The sequence below is a fragment of the Paenibacillus sp. J31P316 genome (genome assembly GCF_056269105.1).
Window position 1 is genome coordinate 49,937 of record NZ_JBWDNI010000024.1, and the last position, 16,576, is coordinate 66,512.

Genomic DNA, 16,576 nt, shown 5'->3' on the forward strand with positions numbered 1-16,576 from the left:
TTATTGATCCTCTCTTTGAATCCATGTCATTGTTCTAACCATACCTTCGGAAAATGAAAGTTCGGAACGAAACCCTGTATCCGACTCTGTTGCTGAACAATCGAACGCTTCCAACGGAAGATTAATACCGGTAAAAGGAACATCTCCAAATTGAAACTCTTTTTCTGGAGCAAGTTGACTTTTAATTTCGAGTATAAACTCTCTCAACGGACGTGCATTAGAGCTTCCAATCACGTATTCACGGTTGGTTTTTCCATTAATTCCAATTAGATAAAATGCTTTGGCTACATCCACAACGTGAACAAAATCATAGTTCTGTGTTCCAGCCGTAAACTGCAAAGGCTTGTCATTCATGATATTGCGGAGCGTACTATTAATAAATCGCGGGGATAGTTCCCCCTCTCCGTATGCGTTGGTTATAATCGCCCATAGATGATCGATCGCAAGCTGCGTTGCGACAGACTTACTCATGCAATGGGCAATTAACTTCCCCCCGCCATAAATGTAGCCCATTCCAGGTTTACTTCCTTGGGAAAACGCAACCGTTGTCGTTTCTTTCTCCATAATACTTCCCGCACCTACGAATCGTGTACAGCCCATTTCCTTTGCTACTCGAACACTATCCACGGTCCATTGTGCATTTTGCAACTGCAGGGCTGTGTCAGCACGCGCTGGCCCTGCACTGCCTGCCCAAGCCAAGTGATAGAAGACGTCGATGTCCTTATCCAAAATCTGATCTTTCAGTTCACAAATCCGGCTTAGATCACAAGAAACAAAACGCAAGTTCTCGTGTTTCGGAATGTTGTCGTCTCTTCCTTCACGGCCCACAGCAATAACCGATACATTGTGCTGTAGTAATTCTTTTATGAGGGCTGCACCCAAGAACCCGTTCGCACCAGTTACCAAAGCTTTTTTCAAGGTGACCGCTCCTTTATTCCCCTGAATAAGCTAAAATTTGCTTATTCATGATTTCGTTAATGCTCTCGCCATTTCGATAGGCTTTACTCCACTCGACTGTTTCCTTTAAAGCATCTTCGATGTGCCACCTTGGCTTCCAACCTAGCGTGGTTTTAAACTCTGAACAATCAAGCTTCAAAAAATGCGCTTCATGAGGCGCCCCCTCTTCGGACAGGCTTTTCCAGGAAGCTGATTCTCCCCAAATTCGGCAGAACGAATCCACTAGCATACCTGTGGAAACACAATCTTCATCATCCGGTCCGATATTATATGAACCCGCATACTTTGAATCTTCTAACTGCGACATCGCCAATTGAAGATAAGCAAATACCGGTTCAAGCACATGCTGATAAGGGCGGGTAGAGAATGGATTACGTATAACGACTTCGCGATTTGCCAAAACAGCTCGCACGCAATCGGGAATAATCCGATCTATTGCAAAATCGCCCCCACCAATCACATTGCCTGCTCTGCAGGTTGAAATCGCACAATTTCGTTGCCCGGAAGAAAAAAACGAATTTTTATAACTAGAGGTAACCAATTCAGCGCACGATTTGGAATTGGAGTAAGGATCAAAGCCATTTAACGCATCGTGTTCACGATAACCCCAAGCCCACTCTTTATTCTGGTAGACTTTATCTGTTGTGACGTTAATAACGGATTTCACACTTTCGCAACCGCGAACGGACTCCAATAAATTAACAGTCCCCATGACATTAACTGCATAGGTATCAACCGGATACTTATATGATTCTCTCACTAACGGCTGCGCTGCCATATGAATCACGATTTCCGGCTGATAAGCATCGAAACAATCCTGTAATTTCTTTAACTCACGGATGTCTCCCGTTATAGAAGTTATCTCTTTTTCCATGCACGACAATGTAAACAAACTAGGCTCGGTTGGAGGTGTTAAGGCATAACCGATAACCTGTGCCCCGCTCAAGGTAAGTACCTTCGTCATCCAGGATCCTTTAAATCCCGTATGCCCTGTAATCAAAACCTTTTTCCCTTTATAAAAATCTAGCAAACCCATTATCTATCAGCACCTTCTTGATTATGTGAGCTTATATTACTATATCGGATATTCCGCCTAAAAGATTATGGTAATATGAATATACCAACCGGCATTAATACTGGTAAAATAAGACTTCGAGTACTGCCTGTTCTCATCGAACAGCAACCGCCATCGGATTTCGAGTTGATAGATACGGATTCTAAATTTGAGCCATAACGGTTTCCATTCCCATTGGCTGCCCAACATATTAATAACTCAAATCTTTATGTCGAATATATACATATACCCTCTGTATAAGGTGGACCTGATTATGAGCAAATTAATTTCAGCATGCATGATTGTGAAAAACGAAGAGAACGTAATCGAACGATGCCTCTCCAGCATCAAAGACCATGTCGATGAAATTATTATTATCGATACCGGCTCGACAGACAGAACAAGAGAAATCGCTTCGAATTATACGGATCTCATCTACGATTTCGATTGGATCAATGACTTCTCCGCTGCCCGAAACGAAGGCATTCGACGAGCAACCTCCCAGTGGGTCTTCATTATTGATGCCGATGAATATTTCCCGCCTGACGAAGCTCAAAAGTTTCGTGACTTTTTAGAAAGAACACCCGCTCGAGAAGGATACGCTTATGTCATAAGCGTTGTTAACTTTCTTGGCGACTCCGAATTGACAAGTAACACCAAGACGACAGCGGAGGTACCTCGGCTCTTCCCCAACAACTTCAATATCTGCTACACGCGCCCAATCCATGAACAACTCCATTGTCTTGACGGTACTACCCTTGAATTTTATTTAGCTCCTGGCTCTTTATTTCATACAGGCTATCTGAAAGACACCGTTACCGCGAAGGACAAGCTTAACCGCAATGGAAACATAATTTCCGAAATGAAAAAGAAACAAGGATTCTCCGCTTACGATTATTTTACGATCGGGAATGAAATGGGCGTCAGACGAGATTTGCCACGAGCCGTATATTATTATGAACGCGGGCTCAAAAAAGGCGAACGAAACAGCAATCTGCCTTGGTATCCTCGATGCGCCGTATCTTTAACAAAGGCCTATATGGAGCTCAACCGAAATTATGACGCTTGGAAATTAGTCGAAACCAAGCTATTCCCATGGAATAATTATCCTGAATATTATTCGCTAAAGGGATCGATCTATTACCATCTTGGTTTGTATGATGAAGCTAAGAAAGAGTATCTTGCCGCCCTTCAAACGTCTGAAAAGCTTGCAGAAAAGACTCATGTGTTTTGGTTGGACAGTCCAGATTATGCGTCGACTTTCCCGCTTCGAGTACTATTCGAGATCGCTTCCATAGAATTCGATACCGAAAAATCGATTTATTATCTATCCAAATTGTTAATACAAAATCCGTATGACTTCCGATCGATGACTAAATTGTGGACTCTGCTTTCACCCACGCAATCCGCTCTTGATATCTATAGGCTGGTAGAAAGCTTCAACGAAGGCGAATCCAGGAAATACCAGTTGTATTTGTTTAAGTCTGCGCTTGCTGTCGGCAAGAAGGAGATAGCCTCGCAAGCATATGATCAACTATCAGATGTTGCATCGGAACTAAATCCAATTGATTTATTGATCTATGCGTTGCTTGACAATAATGAGGCAAAATTCGATGAATGCAGCATTCGTTTGAAGGATACACACTTCGATTTCGATACACTCATTGCCCTAACGCTTGCTTCTTTGGTCTGGGGTAAGAACTATCTCATTCGTTTATCTGTTGCAGGAGACCATATTTTATTTGATAGTTATCAATTGTTGGCAGGAATCATCGAAGGAGAACCCGTTACAAACACGTTTCATATCTATCAACTATTGACTAAATGCTATCTTTACCAGTATTTCGACTTATATGATCGGCTCGTTAACACCTATTACAATACGGAAATAACAAATGCGATAGCCAACTTTCTATATTCCGAGAAGCAATATGAATTAGCGATGAACTATTATTCCTTACTACTGAAGAATGAAGCTCTAGATGCTGCCAGCTTGGAAAACCTTGCTTATTACCATCTTGCCCACAACTATATCGATGACGGTTTGGATTTTCTACTGCAAGCTATCGAGAAGCGTCCGGACGAACTTCGCTTCTACACGCTCTACTTACAGCATTGTTTAGATGCAACTACAAAACAGAAATTCATCCGTAAGTATGGCGATAAATTTTCTTTTTACCAAAGAATCCCTGCGTTTGCTCGTATACTCTAACCAAGGTCACAGCATTTGCTTTCGTGCAGATCATAGACGAAAATACCCCTGGCAGCATATCGGTATGCACCGATATTTGCCAAGGGTATTTGTGCGCTGCATAGGCAGCTTATTTTCGTTTGTCGAAGAAGGAGCCGCCTTCAAAGGAATCGGCTTCATATACCCGCTTCTGCATCTTGGAATACTGAAACTTATTAATTTGATCGGAGGCTTCATTCTTCAGTTCCTGCATCCGCTTCATTATACGATTGTCATACTTCATAATTTCGCGGATGATGATCCGCTCGTTCTCATCTACGTCTTTGCTTGCCTGCAGTTCATCTAGCACAACTTCCCGCAGCTCAACCAATTGTACGAGACGATCAGGCCCTTCATCAGCAAGCGCATCTGCCACGGCCACGGTTTCTTGGTATAGCTTCAATAACTTGGATTGGCTCATACTCGGCACCTAATTGCCGACAGCAACTGCGGATTTAGAGATTTGTCTCCAAGCATCACGCAGTTCCTGCAGTTGAGTAATAACCTCAACTACGAATGAGGCATTCTTTTGGATATTAGCTTGAATTAAATTATGCAATACATACTCATAGATTTTGGCTAAATCGTGCGAAATCGGATAACTGAAATTCAACGCACCCATTAATTCATGAATAATAGCTTCTGCTTTACATAGAGAGTTATTAGCAACCTCATATTTCGATTGCTCAATACCTTCCATCCCTTGCTTAGCAAACCGAATGGCTCCATCGTATAGCATCAAAACAAGCTGAATCGGTGTTGCCGTTTGAGCCGACAACTGCTGATATTTCTGTTGGGGTGAAAGCATCCTGCTGTATCCTCCTTACTTACTTAAGAGTAACTTGAAAATGCCGAGGATTGTGAACTGTATTTATTAATTGCTGTTTCCATTGCCGAGAATTGCTTATAATACTGATCTTCTTTGCGTTTCAAATAGTCATCCTGATCTGAGATTTGCTTCGTAATCGTGCGCAATTGCTCACTCAGCATGGAATTGGCAATAAAAGTGCCATTCTTATCCGTACTGTAGGCAGAGGTCCCCGCCTTCGAGGACATCAATTGAAGTGAGTTCATAACAGTTGCGCTAATTTTCGTGAATATACCCGAATCCTTACTGGAAGGATCCAACGGGTTGGCGCCAGAAGCTGTAAACAGTTTCGCCACGCCTTCAGGATCTGCTGTAATTTGCTTACGCAACTGATCTTCATCGGCAATGACTAGTTTTCCGTAATCGCTCCATTGACCTGTTGTAATGCCTAGCGATTGAAGGCTGCTTTGTGTTCCTGCTCCATTATCGTATTGAGTCACCATCATTGTTCTCATGCTGCTGATCAAAGATGACATCGTCGAATCCTGGCGTAAAAGGCCGCTCTTCGCTTTGCCTTCCCACAACTCCACTTGCTTGTCACTCATCGCGTCTTCTTCATCTTGCGTTAGTGGTTGATAATTGCGATAAACAGCCTCATTAAGTTTGCCGTTCACTTGATCCAATATGGCGTTATAGTCGGTAATGAACGACTTGATTGCTCCTACGATTTTATCCACGTCGACGGAGGAGGTGATTACGGAAGCTGTTCCTCCCGTTGTTGCTTTTAATTGCATGCTGACACCGTTAACAGTCACGTTATTTGTAGAAGACGTCATTGTCAGCCCGTTCACGGTGTAGCTTGCGTTCGTGCCGGCTTGTATGATGTGCGTGGCACCAACTGCTGGAGCTGCTCCATTTACAAGGAGTGTCGCATTCTTAGCGGCAGACAGGTCTCCCGTGCTTTTATTCGATATGGAAAGTTGCCCGTTCGCATACATAGCAGTCGCGTTCGCGTCTTTATCCGAATTGATCGCAGCAAGGACATCGCTCATCTTGCTATCCTTATCAATACCAGCAATAACTTTACCGTTAATGGTTAAAGTTACTGCCCCCCCCGAGCCAAGCACAGCACCTAATTTTGCATCCATGTCAGTGGTAGGTGGAATCGTGGGCGCAATTTTCGTATCGTATACGGTAGTAGCCGCTTGCGCTAGCGTACCAACCGTTACCGATAGGTTTCCGTTAAATGAGCTGTTCGTCGAAGTTATGGATACCGCTGTCGTATTCCCGGTTACCTCGGCCTTCTTGGACGTTAGAACGGAATTCAAGTTATAGCTGCTTAGTTTGTTATTACGGAAATCGACAAGCGAAGTCGCGACATCTCGGTATGCCTCTTGTTTCCATTGCAATGAGGTTTGCTGCTTGACCAGCTTATCCTTCTTTGCTTGCTCTGCTTTCATCAAGGTCTTGACCATCGAATCGATATCCATTCCCGATGCTAGACCGCCGATACGCATTGTCATGCATTTTCCCTCCTAATCAAACCTTATGATCTACTAATATTCCTGCAATCTCCATCATTTTGGCGGCGACATCTAACGTTTTCTCTGGCGGCACCTCGCGAATCAATTCACCCGTGTCCTTATCCATCACTTTAATCATGATGGTGTTTGTTTCCTTATGCACGGAGAGATGAAGCGCGGTTCTAGGACCTTCCATCGCTTTAATGGCCTTATTGAGCATCTTGATTTTTTGCTCTTCTCCGACTGATACCTTCGCTCCTCGCATCTCTGCCAATTGCATGCTCTCCGTCGTATTGACCAAGGAGGACAATCCTTGATCGTTTGACTGAGCGCTCTTTTCAGCCCCCTGTGAACTTGCAAGCAACTCAGCAGAAATCGCCTTACCTGATGTAACCGAAGATAAACTAATCGTCATCGCACATGCCCCCCCGATAAATATCCTTAATTTATTTATCGGTATATTCTGGTTATTATTTAGTATTTCATTAGTCAAACATTCAGTGTTGTCAACCTTGTCTTCGCCTTCTCATATCCCAGCTCAACTGCTTGTCTCAGACAGCGAATTGCTTCCTTCTTTCGTCCGGATATTTCGTAGTAAATAGCTAAGTTGTATAAGGCCAGATACGAACCTGTACCTGCAACCGTATCATATTGATTGGTTTCGCCGATTGCGGTGCATTTGTTATAACACGCTTCGATTAGCGGCAATAAGCCTACATACTGACCGGGATCACTCATGACCAAATCCAAATAGAACACACCGCATGCAAAATGATAATCCGGAAAAAATTGCAACCAACTATATTCTTTCTGAATCAGAGTAAGCGCCGTCGTATATTGTTTGGACTCCTTTAATGCGTATATATAATGAACCGCCACATTAGGCGCGTATCTTTCTTGTCCGCTAAGCCCTTCTAGGGAACGTTTAAAATAATGGCATGCCCGATCTGGTTCTGCAATGCCCTGGTACTCCCTGCCTAACTGAAAATGAATATAACTGTTATCCGGATCGACAGCCTCTTCCGCCAGTAGCAGTGGTATATTTCGTTTCGACTTGTTTCGGTTTAAATAGCCATCATGAAGTACGGTAATCGGCATATTAAGCCGAACTAAATCCGACTGTGCTTGTTCATGGATACGCCCCTTAAATCGAACGTGAGCAGGCAGCAATCTCGTAATATAGCCACGAGCTTTACTGTCTTCACCTTGCTCCGATGTCAAGCTAACGATTTCAATACGTCCTAAGCAGGGCTGTTCATTCAGACGTTGAACCGCTGCCCGTTTATCAAACACCGTAATATATTCATCCGCATCCAGCACCAAGTTCCACGTCGACAAGGATTGATCCAACGCATAATTACGAGCGTCCGCAAAATCGTCTTGCCAAATGTAATCGTAGACGCATGCGCCAAACTGCCTTGCAATCTGCTTTGTTTGATCCGTCGATCCCGTATCTACAATTACGATTTCATCGACGAACGGAGCAGCGCTTTCCAAACAACGCGGTAAATTAGTTTCTTCATTCCGCACAATCATAACGAGAGCCAAGCTGCTATTCATCCATAGACCACCTTGTCGTTAAATTAAAAAAAGGCCTTAGATAGAAATCTAAGGCCTCCTGTTCTTCTGTTATTGAAGCGTCGATTAACGGAGCAACGACAGTACGCCTTGCGGCGCAGAGTTTGCTTGTGCCAGCATCGATTGCGAAGCTTGCAGCAAAATGTTGTTTTTCGTCAGGTTGACCATTTCCTTAGCCATATCGGTATCGCGGATACGGGATTCGGAAGCAGTCAGGTTCTCGGTAGTGGTACCTAAGTTGTTGGACGTGTACTCAAGACGGTTTTGAACCGCACCTAGTTTACCACGTTCCGAAGCAACAGCCGAAATAGCGTCGTTAACAGCAGTCAGGCCCGCGGAGTCAGCCGAGTAAGAAACGCCCGAGAAAGATCCAACCGTAACCGAACCGATATTAATGATCGTTCCTTTGTCATCCGTTACGATGTCTGCACCGGCAGTAATAGTGATGCCATTGAAAGTTGTGTTCGTAACAATGTTCGTGATTTGGGAAGACAGAGCATTCATCTCAGTCGTAATGTTTGTGATGTCAGCCGATTGGTACGTACCGTTCATGCCTTGAACAGTCAGTTCTTTCATACGGCTAAGCATTGCGGATACTTCGTTCAAAGCGCCCTCAGCCGTTTGTACGAACGAAATTCCGTCTTGCGTGTTGCGTTGAGCTTGCTCAAGACCACGGATTTGACCGCGCATGTTTTCGGAGATCGAAAGACCTGCAGCGTCGTCGGCAGCGCGGTTGATGCGAAGACCGGAGGAGAGTTTCTCCATGTTTTTGGAAGCAGCCGTCGTGTTCAGCCCCATGTTGCGGTGCGTGTTAAGCGCACTGATGTTGTGATTGATAATCATGAGTAAGTTCCTCCCTGAGATAAATAATAGCCCGCATCCTTGCGGTAAAGTTGAAGAAAGGTCGGCCGCCCTTAATCAACTCTGATATTTATATCGGCAGGAAAGCCTAATTATTTAGTACTATTTGCTAGTTTTTTTATTTTTAATTTCCTTGTATCGCAACTGCAGGCTTTGAAGGGCATCAAGCGAATTGAGCGCATCCTTATTCGTAGTCGCGGTCGCCGCGAACAGCTCCTTGCGCAGGATGCCGACCTCCTTCGGCGCGGCGATGCCCAACTTGACGCCATCGGGCGTGACCTCGAGAACCGTCAGCTCGATATCGTTGCCGATCATGATCGTTTCGCCTTTCTTGCGGCTGAGCACTAGCATGGAGTCTCCTCCTCTTCCGCGCAGGCCTTGGATTGAAACAGCAGATGCTTCGTGCGATACGATGCATCTTGCAGAATGACTTGAGTGCCCGCTCGCGTGGCACCGTTCCAAACGATCGGGGCCGCGAGATTTACCGTCGCTTCTTCGATGTCGTCTTTCACCGTTACGATATTAAGCACGCGTACATCTTCCCGGGCAGGGTGACCCAGCTCATGCTGCGCATCCGCGCTCAGTTCAAACTCGTATGCGGGGAAGAACTCGAAAGGCGAAACCAGCACGAACGACAAGCTTCCTTCCTCCACCGACTGAAGGAAATAAAACGGGCTGTCCTCTACTGAAATGAGCGTATAGGGCTTGTATTCTGGAAATCCGGGAATCCCTTGTGGAAACTGAATAATTTCATTGTCTTCGATCTCCAGCTGCCCAAAGCGGCTTGTTTGAATAATCATCGTGTCAGCACCTCGTCTTCATAGCCATAGCCATTTAAATTAGGAAAAGCTAAAAAGCTATAGCATGCACGATGCTATAGCTTCCATGAGATATCATAGTCTCTATTATACCATCAAATCGACGATCGGCGGCGGCGTAACCGTCACCTTCGGGTATTGTTCCATCGTATAGCGGACCTTCCCCGGCGTAAATTGTATGTCCGGTTCTTGGTGAGGCTGCACGTCGATATGAACCTTCCACGGCTTTGTCTCGATATCTGGCTTTCGAACGTCGAACTGGACCCGGGTATTCATCCTGGAGGGCGAACCATAGACCGGCAGAGCGGGCCGCTCCCTTGTAATCTCGGCGTACGCCAGATTCGGAATCGGATTCTCTTTGTTGTGAGCCAAATCCCCAATATTCCTCCACTTTGCATTCACGGACTGAATATGTTGTTGAACATAACTCGTCGTCTGCGAAACAAGCCGCTGGGCCAGTTGCTCCGGCTTGGGGCCAATAATGGCGTCCCAAGTCGCGCTCTGGTCGATGCTCATGACCGGACGATAAGACTGAATCTCGATTGGCGGCCGATTCGTGCTGACCTGCACTTCGGCTCGCGCCGAATGGATCGTCCTCGTGCCCCATTCCGTCTGAATCCCCAGCACGGCGCGCTGGCTCGTGATTTGCAGCTGCGGCAGTCTCATCTTAATTCAGGAAGTTCACGAGAGAAGGAGTAATGATCTTGGACCCTACGGACAACGAGGCCTGATAAATATTCTGGCTCACCGAGGAGTCGATATAAAGCTGATCCATGTCCGCATCTTCCGTTTTGGACTGCAGCGAGGTCAGGTCGACTTCCATCTGTTCCATCCGGTTTTGCATCAGTTCTGCCCGGTTGGTCTTCGCGCCGTTCTCGGAGCGTGCGGAGATGATTTGGTTCATCCGCGATTTTACATTAGCAATCTCGGACGATACCGCCCCGTAATTACTGGACTGCAGGGCGGACGACAAACGATCGAAGATAGAGAATACGTTATCGGTCGTGCCTGCGGCGTCAGCAGCCCCGAACACTTGGTTGGCCGTCAGGTTGACGTCCATCGTAATACCTTGGCCGATTTCATAAGTAACTCCACCATTGTCCGCCGTTACTGTCTTAGGATCCGTGCCATCGGGGAACGGCGGCTGATCGAACATTTGTCCGCTGAACACGTATTTGCCGTTGAAGCTGCTGTTGCCGATATCCGACATTTGCTTCTTCAATTCGGTAATTTCTTTATTGATCGCTTCCAAAGACTCCGGCGTATTCGTTCCCGTACCTGCTTGCACGGCAAGGTCGTTCACGCGTTGCAGCACCTGCGTAGCTTGATCAAGCTGCGAGTCATAGTAATCAAGCCATGACAGCGAAGAAGCGACATTGTCCTGGTATTGATCATTAGCTGTCAGATCGGAGCGGTAGCGCAGGCCATATGTCAGCCCTACAGGATCGTCGGACGGTTTATTAATTTTGCGCCCCGTCGAGATTTGATCCTGTTGGATTGCCATTTTGCGCATATTCGCGTTCAAGTTCTGAATCAGTCTTGAGCTCGTCATATTTTGGGTCACGCGCATCGACATTTCATTTGCCTCCTAGTCTTACCGGCCAACCGTTCCGGTGCCGTTGATTAATTTATCCAATGTCTCGTCAATAACGGTCATGAACCTTGCCGCGGCGTTGTAAGCGTTCTGGAAAACGATCATGTTCGACATCTCTTCGTCCAGCGAGACGCCGCTTACCGATTGACGACTGCTCTCTGCCTGCGTCATCATCGTCGTCGAATTCTCGTACTGCCGATTGGCTTCCTGAGCTTGAATACCGATAGCTCCGACCATGGAATTATAAAACGTTCCCATTGTTGTACTGGTAATAGGACCCCCGGTTGCCGTTTCATCGAACGAGAATTTTCCGTCCTTCAGCTGGGAAATCAGCAGCGCCAGCGTGTTGTTTCCCTTCACGACCGATACGCCGGACGCGCCTGTTTCCGTGCGCATCGATACCGCGATCTTGTTGCTGTCCGTCACGATCGCCGGATTCAAGCGAATGCTGCCAGCCGTGATTCCTGTAGCGCCGGAAGTACTGTCGAAGGTGAAGAAATCATCGCCTCGCGTGGCGCCGGCTTCGTTCGTAAAGCCAAGCTTGTGCAAGCCGTTGATACCGTTTACGGTCACGACCTGATCATTGGTAAGCGTCACGCCGTTGTACATGGCGCCCTTGGGTATGGTCACTTGTATTTCGCCTTCGGCGAGCGTCTTGGCGATGGTGTCCAGTTGATCCTGGTAGCCCTTCACGTATACGTCGCGTGAGGTAATCAAGCCGTAAAACTCGCCGTTATTCAGATCGCCGGACGAATAGGCGCCTTCCACCGAGGCAGCAGTGAGATCCGTCACCTGCGTTCCTTGAACGAGCGGCGTGCCGCCCATAGATATGTTATATCCGTCCGTGGATTCGGACACGTTGACGTTCATCATCTTGGAAAGCTGATCCGAATAGAGATCGCGTTGGTCCCTCAGATCGTTGGCGCTGTCGCCGAGCGACTCGATGCGCTTGATCTGAGCGTTCAAGTCCCCGATGGAATGAAGAAGGACATTCGCCTGCTGTACCTTCGTATCGATCGAGCCTGTCAAATCGTCGCTGATGCTTTGCAGTTGCTTGCTGGTCTGGTTAAACGAATCGACGAGCGCAAGCGAGGTCTGCTTGACGATTTCGCGGTTAGTCGTATTCTCGGGATCCTTGCTGAGATCGGACCATGCCGTCCAGAAGCGATCCAGCACCGTGCGGATACCCGTATCGGATGGTTCGTTCACTACCGCCTCGAGCTTGCTCAGCGTATCGGAACGGACTTCCCAATTGCCGACGTATTTGTTCTCGTCGCGGTACTGCACGTCAAGAAAGGAGCTGCGGATGCGATTGATCGCGACGGCTTCCACGCCCGTGCCGATCTGACCTGCGGCGGTCGAGTGCGACATGCCGAAGGCTTCAATCGGCCTGCTTGCTTGCAAATCGACTCTTTGTCGCGAGTACCCTTCCGTGTTGGCATTCGCAATGTTATGGCCGAGCGTGCCTAGTCCGCTGCGCGTCGCAAACAAGCTGCGCTTTGCCGTCTCGATGCTATGAAATGTCGATGCCATTAAGGCAGCCTCCCTCAATCATCTTCTCTGGTCATATCGTGCATGTGAGGATTTACCGTACGCATTGCTCTGCGGATGCTGATAGGTATAATCATTCGATGGATCCTCGGTCAATAAATCAATCGAGTAGTCGATAAACTTCAACGAGTGCTCGATAAGCTGTTGATTCAGCACGGTGACATGCTTAAGCTCGTCCAGCGTTCTCGTAAGCTCTGCATGAAGTTGAGTCAAGTGCGCTTTATCCTGGGAAGAAGTCACCGTACGAATCATCTCGCTGATTTTGCCGCCCTTATAACGAAGCATGCCGATCCCCGAGAAATATTGACCGGAGAGTCTCATTCGCTGCTGCTCCAGCTCTTCGGCTGTCTTCAGCAGCTTCCGTTCCTTCGCAATGACGCCATTCAGCGAGTCTACCTGATTATGAACGAGATAAGGGGTTTTCTCTTTCGCCAGGGCAAGCAATTGGTCATAGATGCCTGCTTGCTGCTCCAGCGTGGCGATAATGGTATCGACGTTCACGAAAACTCACCTATTCTTGTTTAGAATTTTTAAAATACGGCAGCAGCTTCTCCGCGATTCGGCCGGATTCCACATGATAGGTTCCGGAGCTGACGGAAGCCTTAAGATCGTCGATGCGCTTTGCCCGTTCCGGGTCGTTGACGCGGCTGTCGGACAACAGTTCCTGCGCTTCGGCGGAAATCTGTACCTCGTCCGTTTTGCGCTTGCGGCTCAAGCCCGCGGTTTGCTGATCACTTTGCTTCTGATAGGGATTCACGGCACCGATCCGCTGTGTTTGATTGATCTTCACGTTAACACCTCCAACAATTCAAAAAACCGATTCGCCATTACTATTATTATCGGCAGTTTCATGGATTTATTTATAGTCAATCATTGTCAAAGAAAAAAGCCCGGGAAGAGAATCGCTAGGATTCCCTTCGCCGGGCAGGACGACCTCATACCGCGCTAGTGCCGCTTTCGGTCCATGATACGATAAACGGACGCGGCAGATGTCGGCGCTTTCTCATCGGTTTCCTTGGCGGCGATGTCCGGCCGCACTTTATTCACTTCATGCAGCAGCTTCGCCCTGCAGCTCTCGCACTGGTTGTGCTCGCGAATCAGCGTACCGCACATTTCGCACGGATACATGAGGTTCGGAGCGCCGATAAGCGAAATCCGGCCTTCTTTGATAAACTTCGTAATTTGCTTGATGCTTACGTCCGTCGCTTCGGAAAGCTCGGTAATGTTGGCGCCTTTTTGCTTGCGGAGGTAGTCCGAACACAGCGTATATTCATTATCGATCGATTTGATGCAAGCCGGACAAACGTCCCGGAAGTTCTTGGCGAACAATTTCCCGCAGCGCGGGCAGTTATCGAGATTCATCGGTCTATGCTCCCTTCCAGGTAGCGAATTGTGACTTCATATTAACGCAATAGGTGACAAAATTCACCTTATTTTTTTGGACATGCATAAGGAAGGGAGGCATATGATTGCTGTCATGTCTCACGGCTGGGCAAAAAGCTTGAGAGAATTTCGGTCGAACGGCCTGTAAACCGCTAAGAACGCGCCAAGGTTAAGCAATAGATTTCGAGCTTCGCGCCTAACGGCGACTGCTCCATGGCTGCCGCGAGCGCTTCGGCGCATGCATGGACCGTGCTTCCGGTCGTGTAGATATCGTCTATGAGAAGCAGGCGGCAATGGCCCGTCGGAGAGAAGTTGAAAGATGGGCAACCTTCTGCTTGACGCAGCAGACGCACCCATTCAAGTTCGTCGGTTGTGAATAAATTCCGCGTATCGCGCAGTCGATCGCCGCGTGATTTGATACTCTGCTTACTGCTGTGGCGCGTGCGCCGCAATACGTCGTAGAGCTGCAATTGTTCCGTGACCGCCAAATGTGCGGCAAGCCGCTCTGCTTGGTTGAAGCCCCGCTCGAGAAGCCTCTGCTCACTGACTGGCACGGGGATGACGGCGTCGAAACGCAGCGGCGCAGCGTCTGGAGCTATACGGGCATATTCGGCTTGCAGTCCGCGATATGCGGTTGTGAGCATTTCGCCGAGCAAAGGCTCGAGCGCTTCATGGCCACGATATTTGTACGATGCCAGCCATTCCCGAATGACGGCATCGTAGCGTACAGCCGAGCGATTGGCTACAATGGCGGCTTGCGTGCGCCGGACGCAGTCGGGACAATACTCTGGACGACCACAGACTGCACATTGAACGCGGACAATCCACGGTATGCTTTGATAACAGGCTTGGCACAACGAGGCAAAACTGCCTTTCATCCTGGCATCACGGCGGCCGCCGCAAATGAGGCAGGACGCACCGCCGGAAGCGAGCAAAGAATTGAGCATCGGAACTGCTCGTCGAAATGCACGCCATATTAAGTTGTCGTGTGAAGGCATGGCCGTTATCATCTTCTTTCCTTGTTCTTGACGATCAAATAGCCTTTGCGTTTGGCCATCCGGTTCATGGCCCGAATTTGGGCGATCGCCGATTGTTGGGCGCGAGTACGGGCCGAAGCACAGAAATAAGCCCTTCCCTCAGGATCGTCCTTGGACCTACCGGCCCGGCCGGCCATTTGAATTAGCGATGCCTCATCGAACAGCTTGCCGTCGGCGTCGAGAATGAACACGTCGCTCTTCGGAACGGTGACGCCCCTTTCAAGAATGGTCGTGGTGACCAGCAGGCGAATGGCGCGTTCGCGGAATTGACGCACTTTATCGGCGCGGCTGGGGTCTTGCGAGGACGTCCCTCCTATCGCAATTCCAGGGAACCTTTTTCTCAGCATAGCCGCAAGCGGCTCGACGTTACGGATGTGCTGCACAAATACGAAGAGCTGCGCGCCGCGGTCCAGGGACTGGCGCAACACTGCAACCAGACTGCGCGGAAGACTATGCTGCTTGAGCAGCTTGTGCACGGGCGGAATACGGAGCAAAGTCGGCACGGGCAGCGGATGGCGGTGGAAGCGGACTGGAACGCGCACATGCGCAAGCCGGCCAAGCCGGGCTTCCATCCGCAGAACCGCCGGCGGTGTCGCGGACAGCAAGACATGGACACCGCTTGGCGAGCGCGCATTCTCCGCGGCAAAATGAAGCATGGGATCGCCGTGGTAAGGAAAAGCATCAATCTCGTCTACGACGACAAGGTCGAATCCTTCGCGAAAACGAAAAAGCTGATGCGTCGTCGCGAGCGTAATTTCTCCCTGCTCCCAGCGCTGTTCGCTTCCGCCATAGAGGGTAACGACACCCGCTTCCGGGAATGCTTGGCGAATGCGCGGATCCAACTCCAGCACGACGTCCCTTCTCGGCGTGGCAATCAACGCCCGGCCGCCGCGGGCGAGGCATGATTCGATGAGCGGGAAGATCATTTCGGTCTTGCCCGCGCCGGTAACGGCCCATAGGAGGAACCTGCGGCGGACTGATGGCTTGCTGAGTTTAGGTGGAGCATTGATGTAAGCCAGCGCCGCGGCGGTTGCTGCGGTTTGGGCGGGGCTGAGGTGCCAGCGGGCCAGGGCGGCTGCGCCGGAAGCGGCTGCGCCGGAAGCGGCTGCGCCGGAAGCGGCTGCGCCGGAAGCGGCTGCGCCGGAAGCGGCTGCGCCGGAAGCGGCTGCGCCGGAAGCGGCT

At 48.7% G+C, this 16,576-nt stretch carries 20 protein-coding genes; 1 reads left to right on the top strand and 19 read right to left on the bottom strand.

Translation table 11 applies throughout. The features are described from left to right. Both AC0YNU_RS31380 and rfbG read right to left on the bottom strand, forming a co-directional pair. A complete protein-coding gene (locus AC0YNU_RS31380; protein WP_475763709.1) occupies positions 1-918 on the bottom strand; it encodes an NAD-dependent epimerase/dehydratase family protein in 918 nt (305 codons plus the stop codon). A 13-nt stretch (positions 919-931) separates the two neighbouring features. Then, positions 932-1,993 (bottom strand): CDP-glucose 4,6-dehydratase, encoded by a 1,062-nt coding sequence (gene rfbG, locus AC0YNU_RS31385; RefSeq protein ID WP_475763711.1) that lies wholly within the window; start codon positions 1,991-1,993, stop codon positions 932-934. Between the two features lie 292 nt (positions 1,994-2,285). Here rfbG and AC0YNU_RS31390 point away from each other — a divergent pair, with 292 nt between their 5' ends. Beyond that, on the top strand, positions 2,286-4,223 hold the full coding sequence (locus AC0YNU_RS31390; protein ID WP_475763713.1) for a tetratricopeptide repeat-containing glycosyltransferase family 2 protein: 1,938 nt from the start codon (positions 2,286-2,288) through the stop codon (positions 4,221-4,223). A gap of 109 nt (positions 4,224-4,332) precedes the next feature. Here the strand turns inward: AC0YNU_RS31390 and fliT are convergent, their stop codons facing one another. From fliT to AC0YNU_RS31475, 17 genes are all read right to left on the bottom strand, one after another. Continuing rightward, the gene (fliT, locus tag AC0YNU_RS31395) at positions 4,333-4,662 is read right to left on the bottom strand and encodes a flagellar protein FliT (RefSeq protein ID WP_475763715.1); all 330 of its coding nucleotides are present in this window, start codon (positions 4,660-4,662) and stop codon (positions 4,333-4,335) included. Positions 4,663-4,671: 9 nt separating this feature from the next. After that, positions 4,672-5,049 carry a flagellar export chaperone FliS gene (gene fliS / locus AC0YNU_RS31400; RefSeq protein WP_475763717.1) on the bottom strand — a complete coding sequence of 126 codons (378 nt, stop codon included), beginning with the start codon at positions 5,047-5,049 and terminating at the stop codon, positions 4,672-4,674. A 23-nt stretch (positions 5,050-5,072) separates the two neighbouring features. Beyond that, a complete protein-coding gene (fliD, locus tag AC0YNU_RS31405; protein WP_475763719.1) occupies positions 5,073-6,572 on the bottom strand; it encodes a flagellar filament capping protein FliD in 1,500 nt (499 codons plus the stop codon). 16 nt (positions 6,573-6,588) lie between these two features. Then, a complete protein-coding gene (locus tag AC0YNU_RS31410) occupies positions 6,589-6,987 on the bottom strand; it encodes a flagellar protein FlaG (protein ID WP_475763721.1) in 399 nt (132 codons plus the stop codon). Between the two features lie 74 nt (positions 6,988-7,061). Continuing rightward, a complete protein-coding gene (locus tag AC0YNU_RS31415; RefSeq protein ID WP_475763723.1) occupies positions 7,062-8,132 on the bottom strand; it encodes a glycosyltransferase in 1,071 nt (356 codons plus the stop codon). A gap of 84 nt (positions 8,133-8,216) precedes the next feature. After that, complete coding sequence (locus AC0YNU_RS31420; protein WP_475763725.1) at positions 8,217-8,993, bottom strand: flagellin N-terminal helical domain-containing protein; 777 nt, start codon at positions 8,991-8,993, stop codon at positions 8,217-8,219. A gap of 120 nt (positions 8,994-9,113) precedes the next feature. Continuing rightward, positions 9,114-9,362, bottom strand: a complete 249-nt coding sequence (gene csrA / locus AC0YNU_RS31425; RefSeq protein ID WP_475763727.1) for a carbon storage regulator CsrA — start codon at positions 9,360-9,362, stop codon at positions 9,114-9,116. Then, positions 9,356-9,811 carry a flagellar assembly protein FliW gene (fliW, locus tag AC0YNU_RS31430; protein WP_475763729.1) on the bottom strand — a complete coding sequence of 152 codons (456 nt, stop codon included), beginning with the start codon at positions 9,809-9,811 and terminating at the stop codon, positions 9,356-9,358. The genes csrA and fliW overlap by 7 nt, the downstream gene beginning before the upstream one ends. Before the next feature lie 105 nt (positions 9,812-9,916). Next, positions 9,917-10,495: a DUF6470 family protein gene (locus AC0YNU_RS31435; RefSeq protein ID WP_475763731.1), complete on the bottom strand. Its 579-nt coding sequence runs from the start codon at positions 10,493-10,495 to the stop codon at positions 9,917-9,919. Between the two features lies 1 nt (position 10,496). Then, positions 10,497-11,405: a flagellar hook-associated protein FlgL gene (gene flgL / locus AC0YNU_RS31440; RefSeq protein WP_475763733.1), complete on the bottom strand. Its 909-nt coding sequence runs from the start codon at positions 11,403-11,405 to the stop codon at positions 10,497-10,499. Positions 11,406-11,423: 18 nt separating this feature from the next. Then, the gene (flgK, locus tag AC0YNU_RS31445) at positions 11,424-12,956 is read right to left on the bottom strand and encodes a flagellar hook-associated protein FlgK (RefSeq protein ID WP_475763735.1); all 1,533 of its coding nucleotides are present in this window, start codon (positions 12,954-12,956) and stop codon (positions 11,424-11,426) included. Between the two features lie 18 nt (positions 12,957-12,974). Continuing rightward, positions 12,975-13,475, bottom strand: coding sequence for a flagellar protein FlgN (locus AC0YNU_RS31450; protein WP_475763737.1), 501 nt, complete (start codon positions 13,473-13,475; stop codon positions 12,975-12,977). A gap of 10 nt (positions 13,476-13,485) precedes the next feature. Next, positions 13,486-13,764 (bottom strand): flagellar biosynthesis anti-sigma factor FlgM, encoded by a 279-nt coding sequence (gene flgM / locus AC0YNU_RS31455; protein ID WP_475763739.1) that lies wholly within the window; start codon positions 13,762-13,764, stop codon positions 13,486-13,488. Positions 13,765-13,919: 155 nt separating this feature from the next. Next, positions 13,920-14,336 carry a TIGR03826 family flagellar region protein gene (locus tag AC0YNU_RS31460; RefSeq protein ID WP_475763741.1) on the bottom strand — a complete coding sequence of 139 codons (417 nt, stop codon included), beginning with the start codon at positions 14,334-14,336 and terminating at the stop codon, positions 13,920-13,922. Between the two features lie 173 nt (positions 14,337-14,509). After that, positions 14,510-15,304: a ComF family protein gene (locus tag AC0YNU_RS31465; protein ID WP_475763743.1), complete on the bottom strand. Its 795-nt coding sequence runs from the start codon at positions 15,302-15,304 to the stop codon at positions 14,510-14,512. A gap of 59 nt (positions 15,305-15,363) precedes the next feature. Next, positions 15,364-16,464 carry a helicase-related protein gene (locus AC0YNU_RS31470; protein WP_475763747.1) on the bottom strand — a complete coding sequence of 367 codons (1,101 nt, stop codon included), beginning with the start codon at positions 16,462-16,464 and terminating at the stop codon, positions 15,364-15,366. After that, positions 16,388-16,576, bottom strand: a 189-nt coding sequence (locus AC0YNU_RS31475; protein WP_475763749.1) for a pentapeptide repeat-containing protein, incomplete at its 5' end; no start/stop codon positions are given. The genes AC0YNU_RS31475 and AC0YNU_RS31470, both read right to left, overlap by 77 nt.

Coding starts and splice junctions, on each gene's coding strand:
- rfbG (WP_475763711.1), bottom strand. CDS start 1,993: ATGGGTTTGCTAGATTTTTATAAAGGGAAAAAGGTTTTGATTACAGGG.
- AC0YNU_RS31390 (WP_475763713.1), top strand. CDS start 2,286: ATGAGCAAATTAATTTCAGCATGCATGATTGTGAAAAACGAAGAGAAC.
- fliT (WP_475763715.1), bottom strand. CDS start 4,662: ATGAGCCAATCCAAGTTATTGAAGCTATACCAAGAAACCGTGGCCGTG.
- fliS (WP_475763717.1), bottom strand. CDS start 5,049: ATGCTTTCACCCCAACAGAAATATCAGCAGTTGTCGGCTCAAACGGCA.
- fliD (WP_475763719.1), bottom strand. CDS start 6,572: ATGACAATGCGTATCGGCGGTCTAGCATCGGGAATGGATATCGATTCG.
- AC0YNU_RS31410 (WP_475763721.1), bottom strand. CDS start 6,987: ATGACGATTAGTTTATCTTCGGTTACATCAGGTAAGGCGATTTCTGCT.
- AC0YNU_RS31415 (WP_475763723.1), bottom strand. CDS start 8,132: ATGAATAGCAGCTTGGCTCTCGTTATGATTGTGCGGAATGAAGAAACT.
- AC0YNU_RS31420 (WP_475763725.1), bottom strand. CDS start 8,993: ATGATTATCAATCACAACATCAGTGCGCTTAACACGCACCGCAACATG.
- csrA (WP_475763727.1), bottom strand. CDS start 9,362: ATGCTAGTGCTCAGCCGCAAGAAAGGCGAAACGATCATGATCGGCAAC.
- fliW (WP_475763729.1), bottom strand. CDS start 9,811: ATGATTATTCAAACAAGCCGCTTTGGGCAGCTGGAGATCGAAGACAAT.
- AC0YNU_RS31435 (WP_475763731.1), bottom strand. CDS start 10,495: ATGAGACTGCCGCAGCTGCAAATCACGAGCCAGCGCGCCGTGCTGGGG.
- flgL (WP_475763733.1), bottom strand. CDS start 11,405: ATGTCGATGCGCGTGACCCAAAATATGACGAGCTCAAGACTGATTCAG.
- flgK (WP_475763735.1), bottom strand. CDS start 12,956: ATGGCATCGACATTTCATAGCATCGAGACGGCAAAGCGCAGCTTGTTT.
- AC0YNU_RS31460 (WP_475763741.1), bottom strand. CDS start 14,336: ATGAATCTCGATAACTGCCCGCGCTGCGGGAAATTGTTCGCCAAGAAC.
- AC0YNU_RS31465 (WP_475763743.1), bottom strand. CDS start 15,304: ATGCTCAATTCTTTGCTCGCTTCCGGCGGTGCGTCCTGCCTCATTTGC.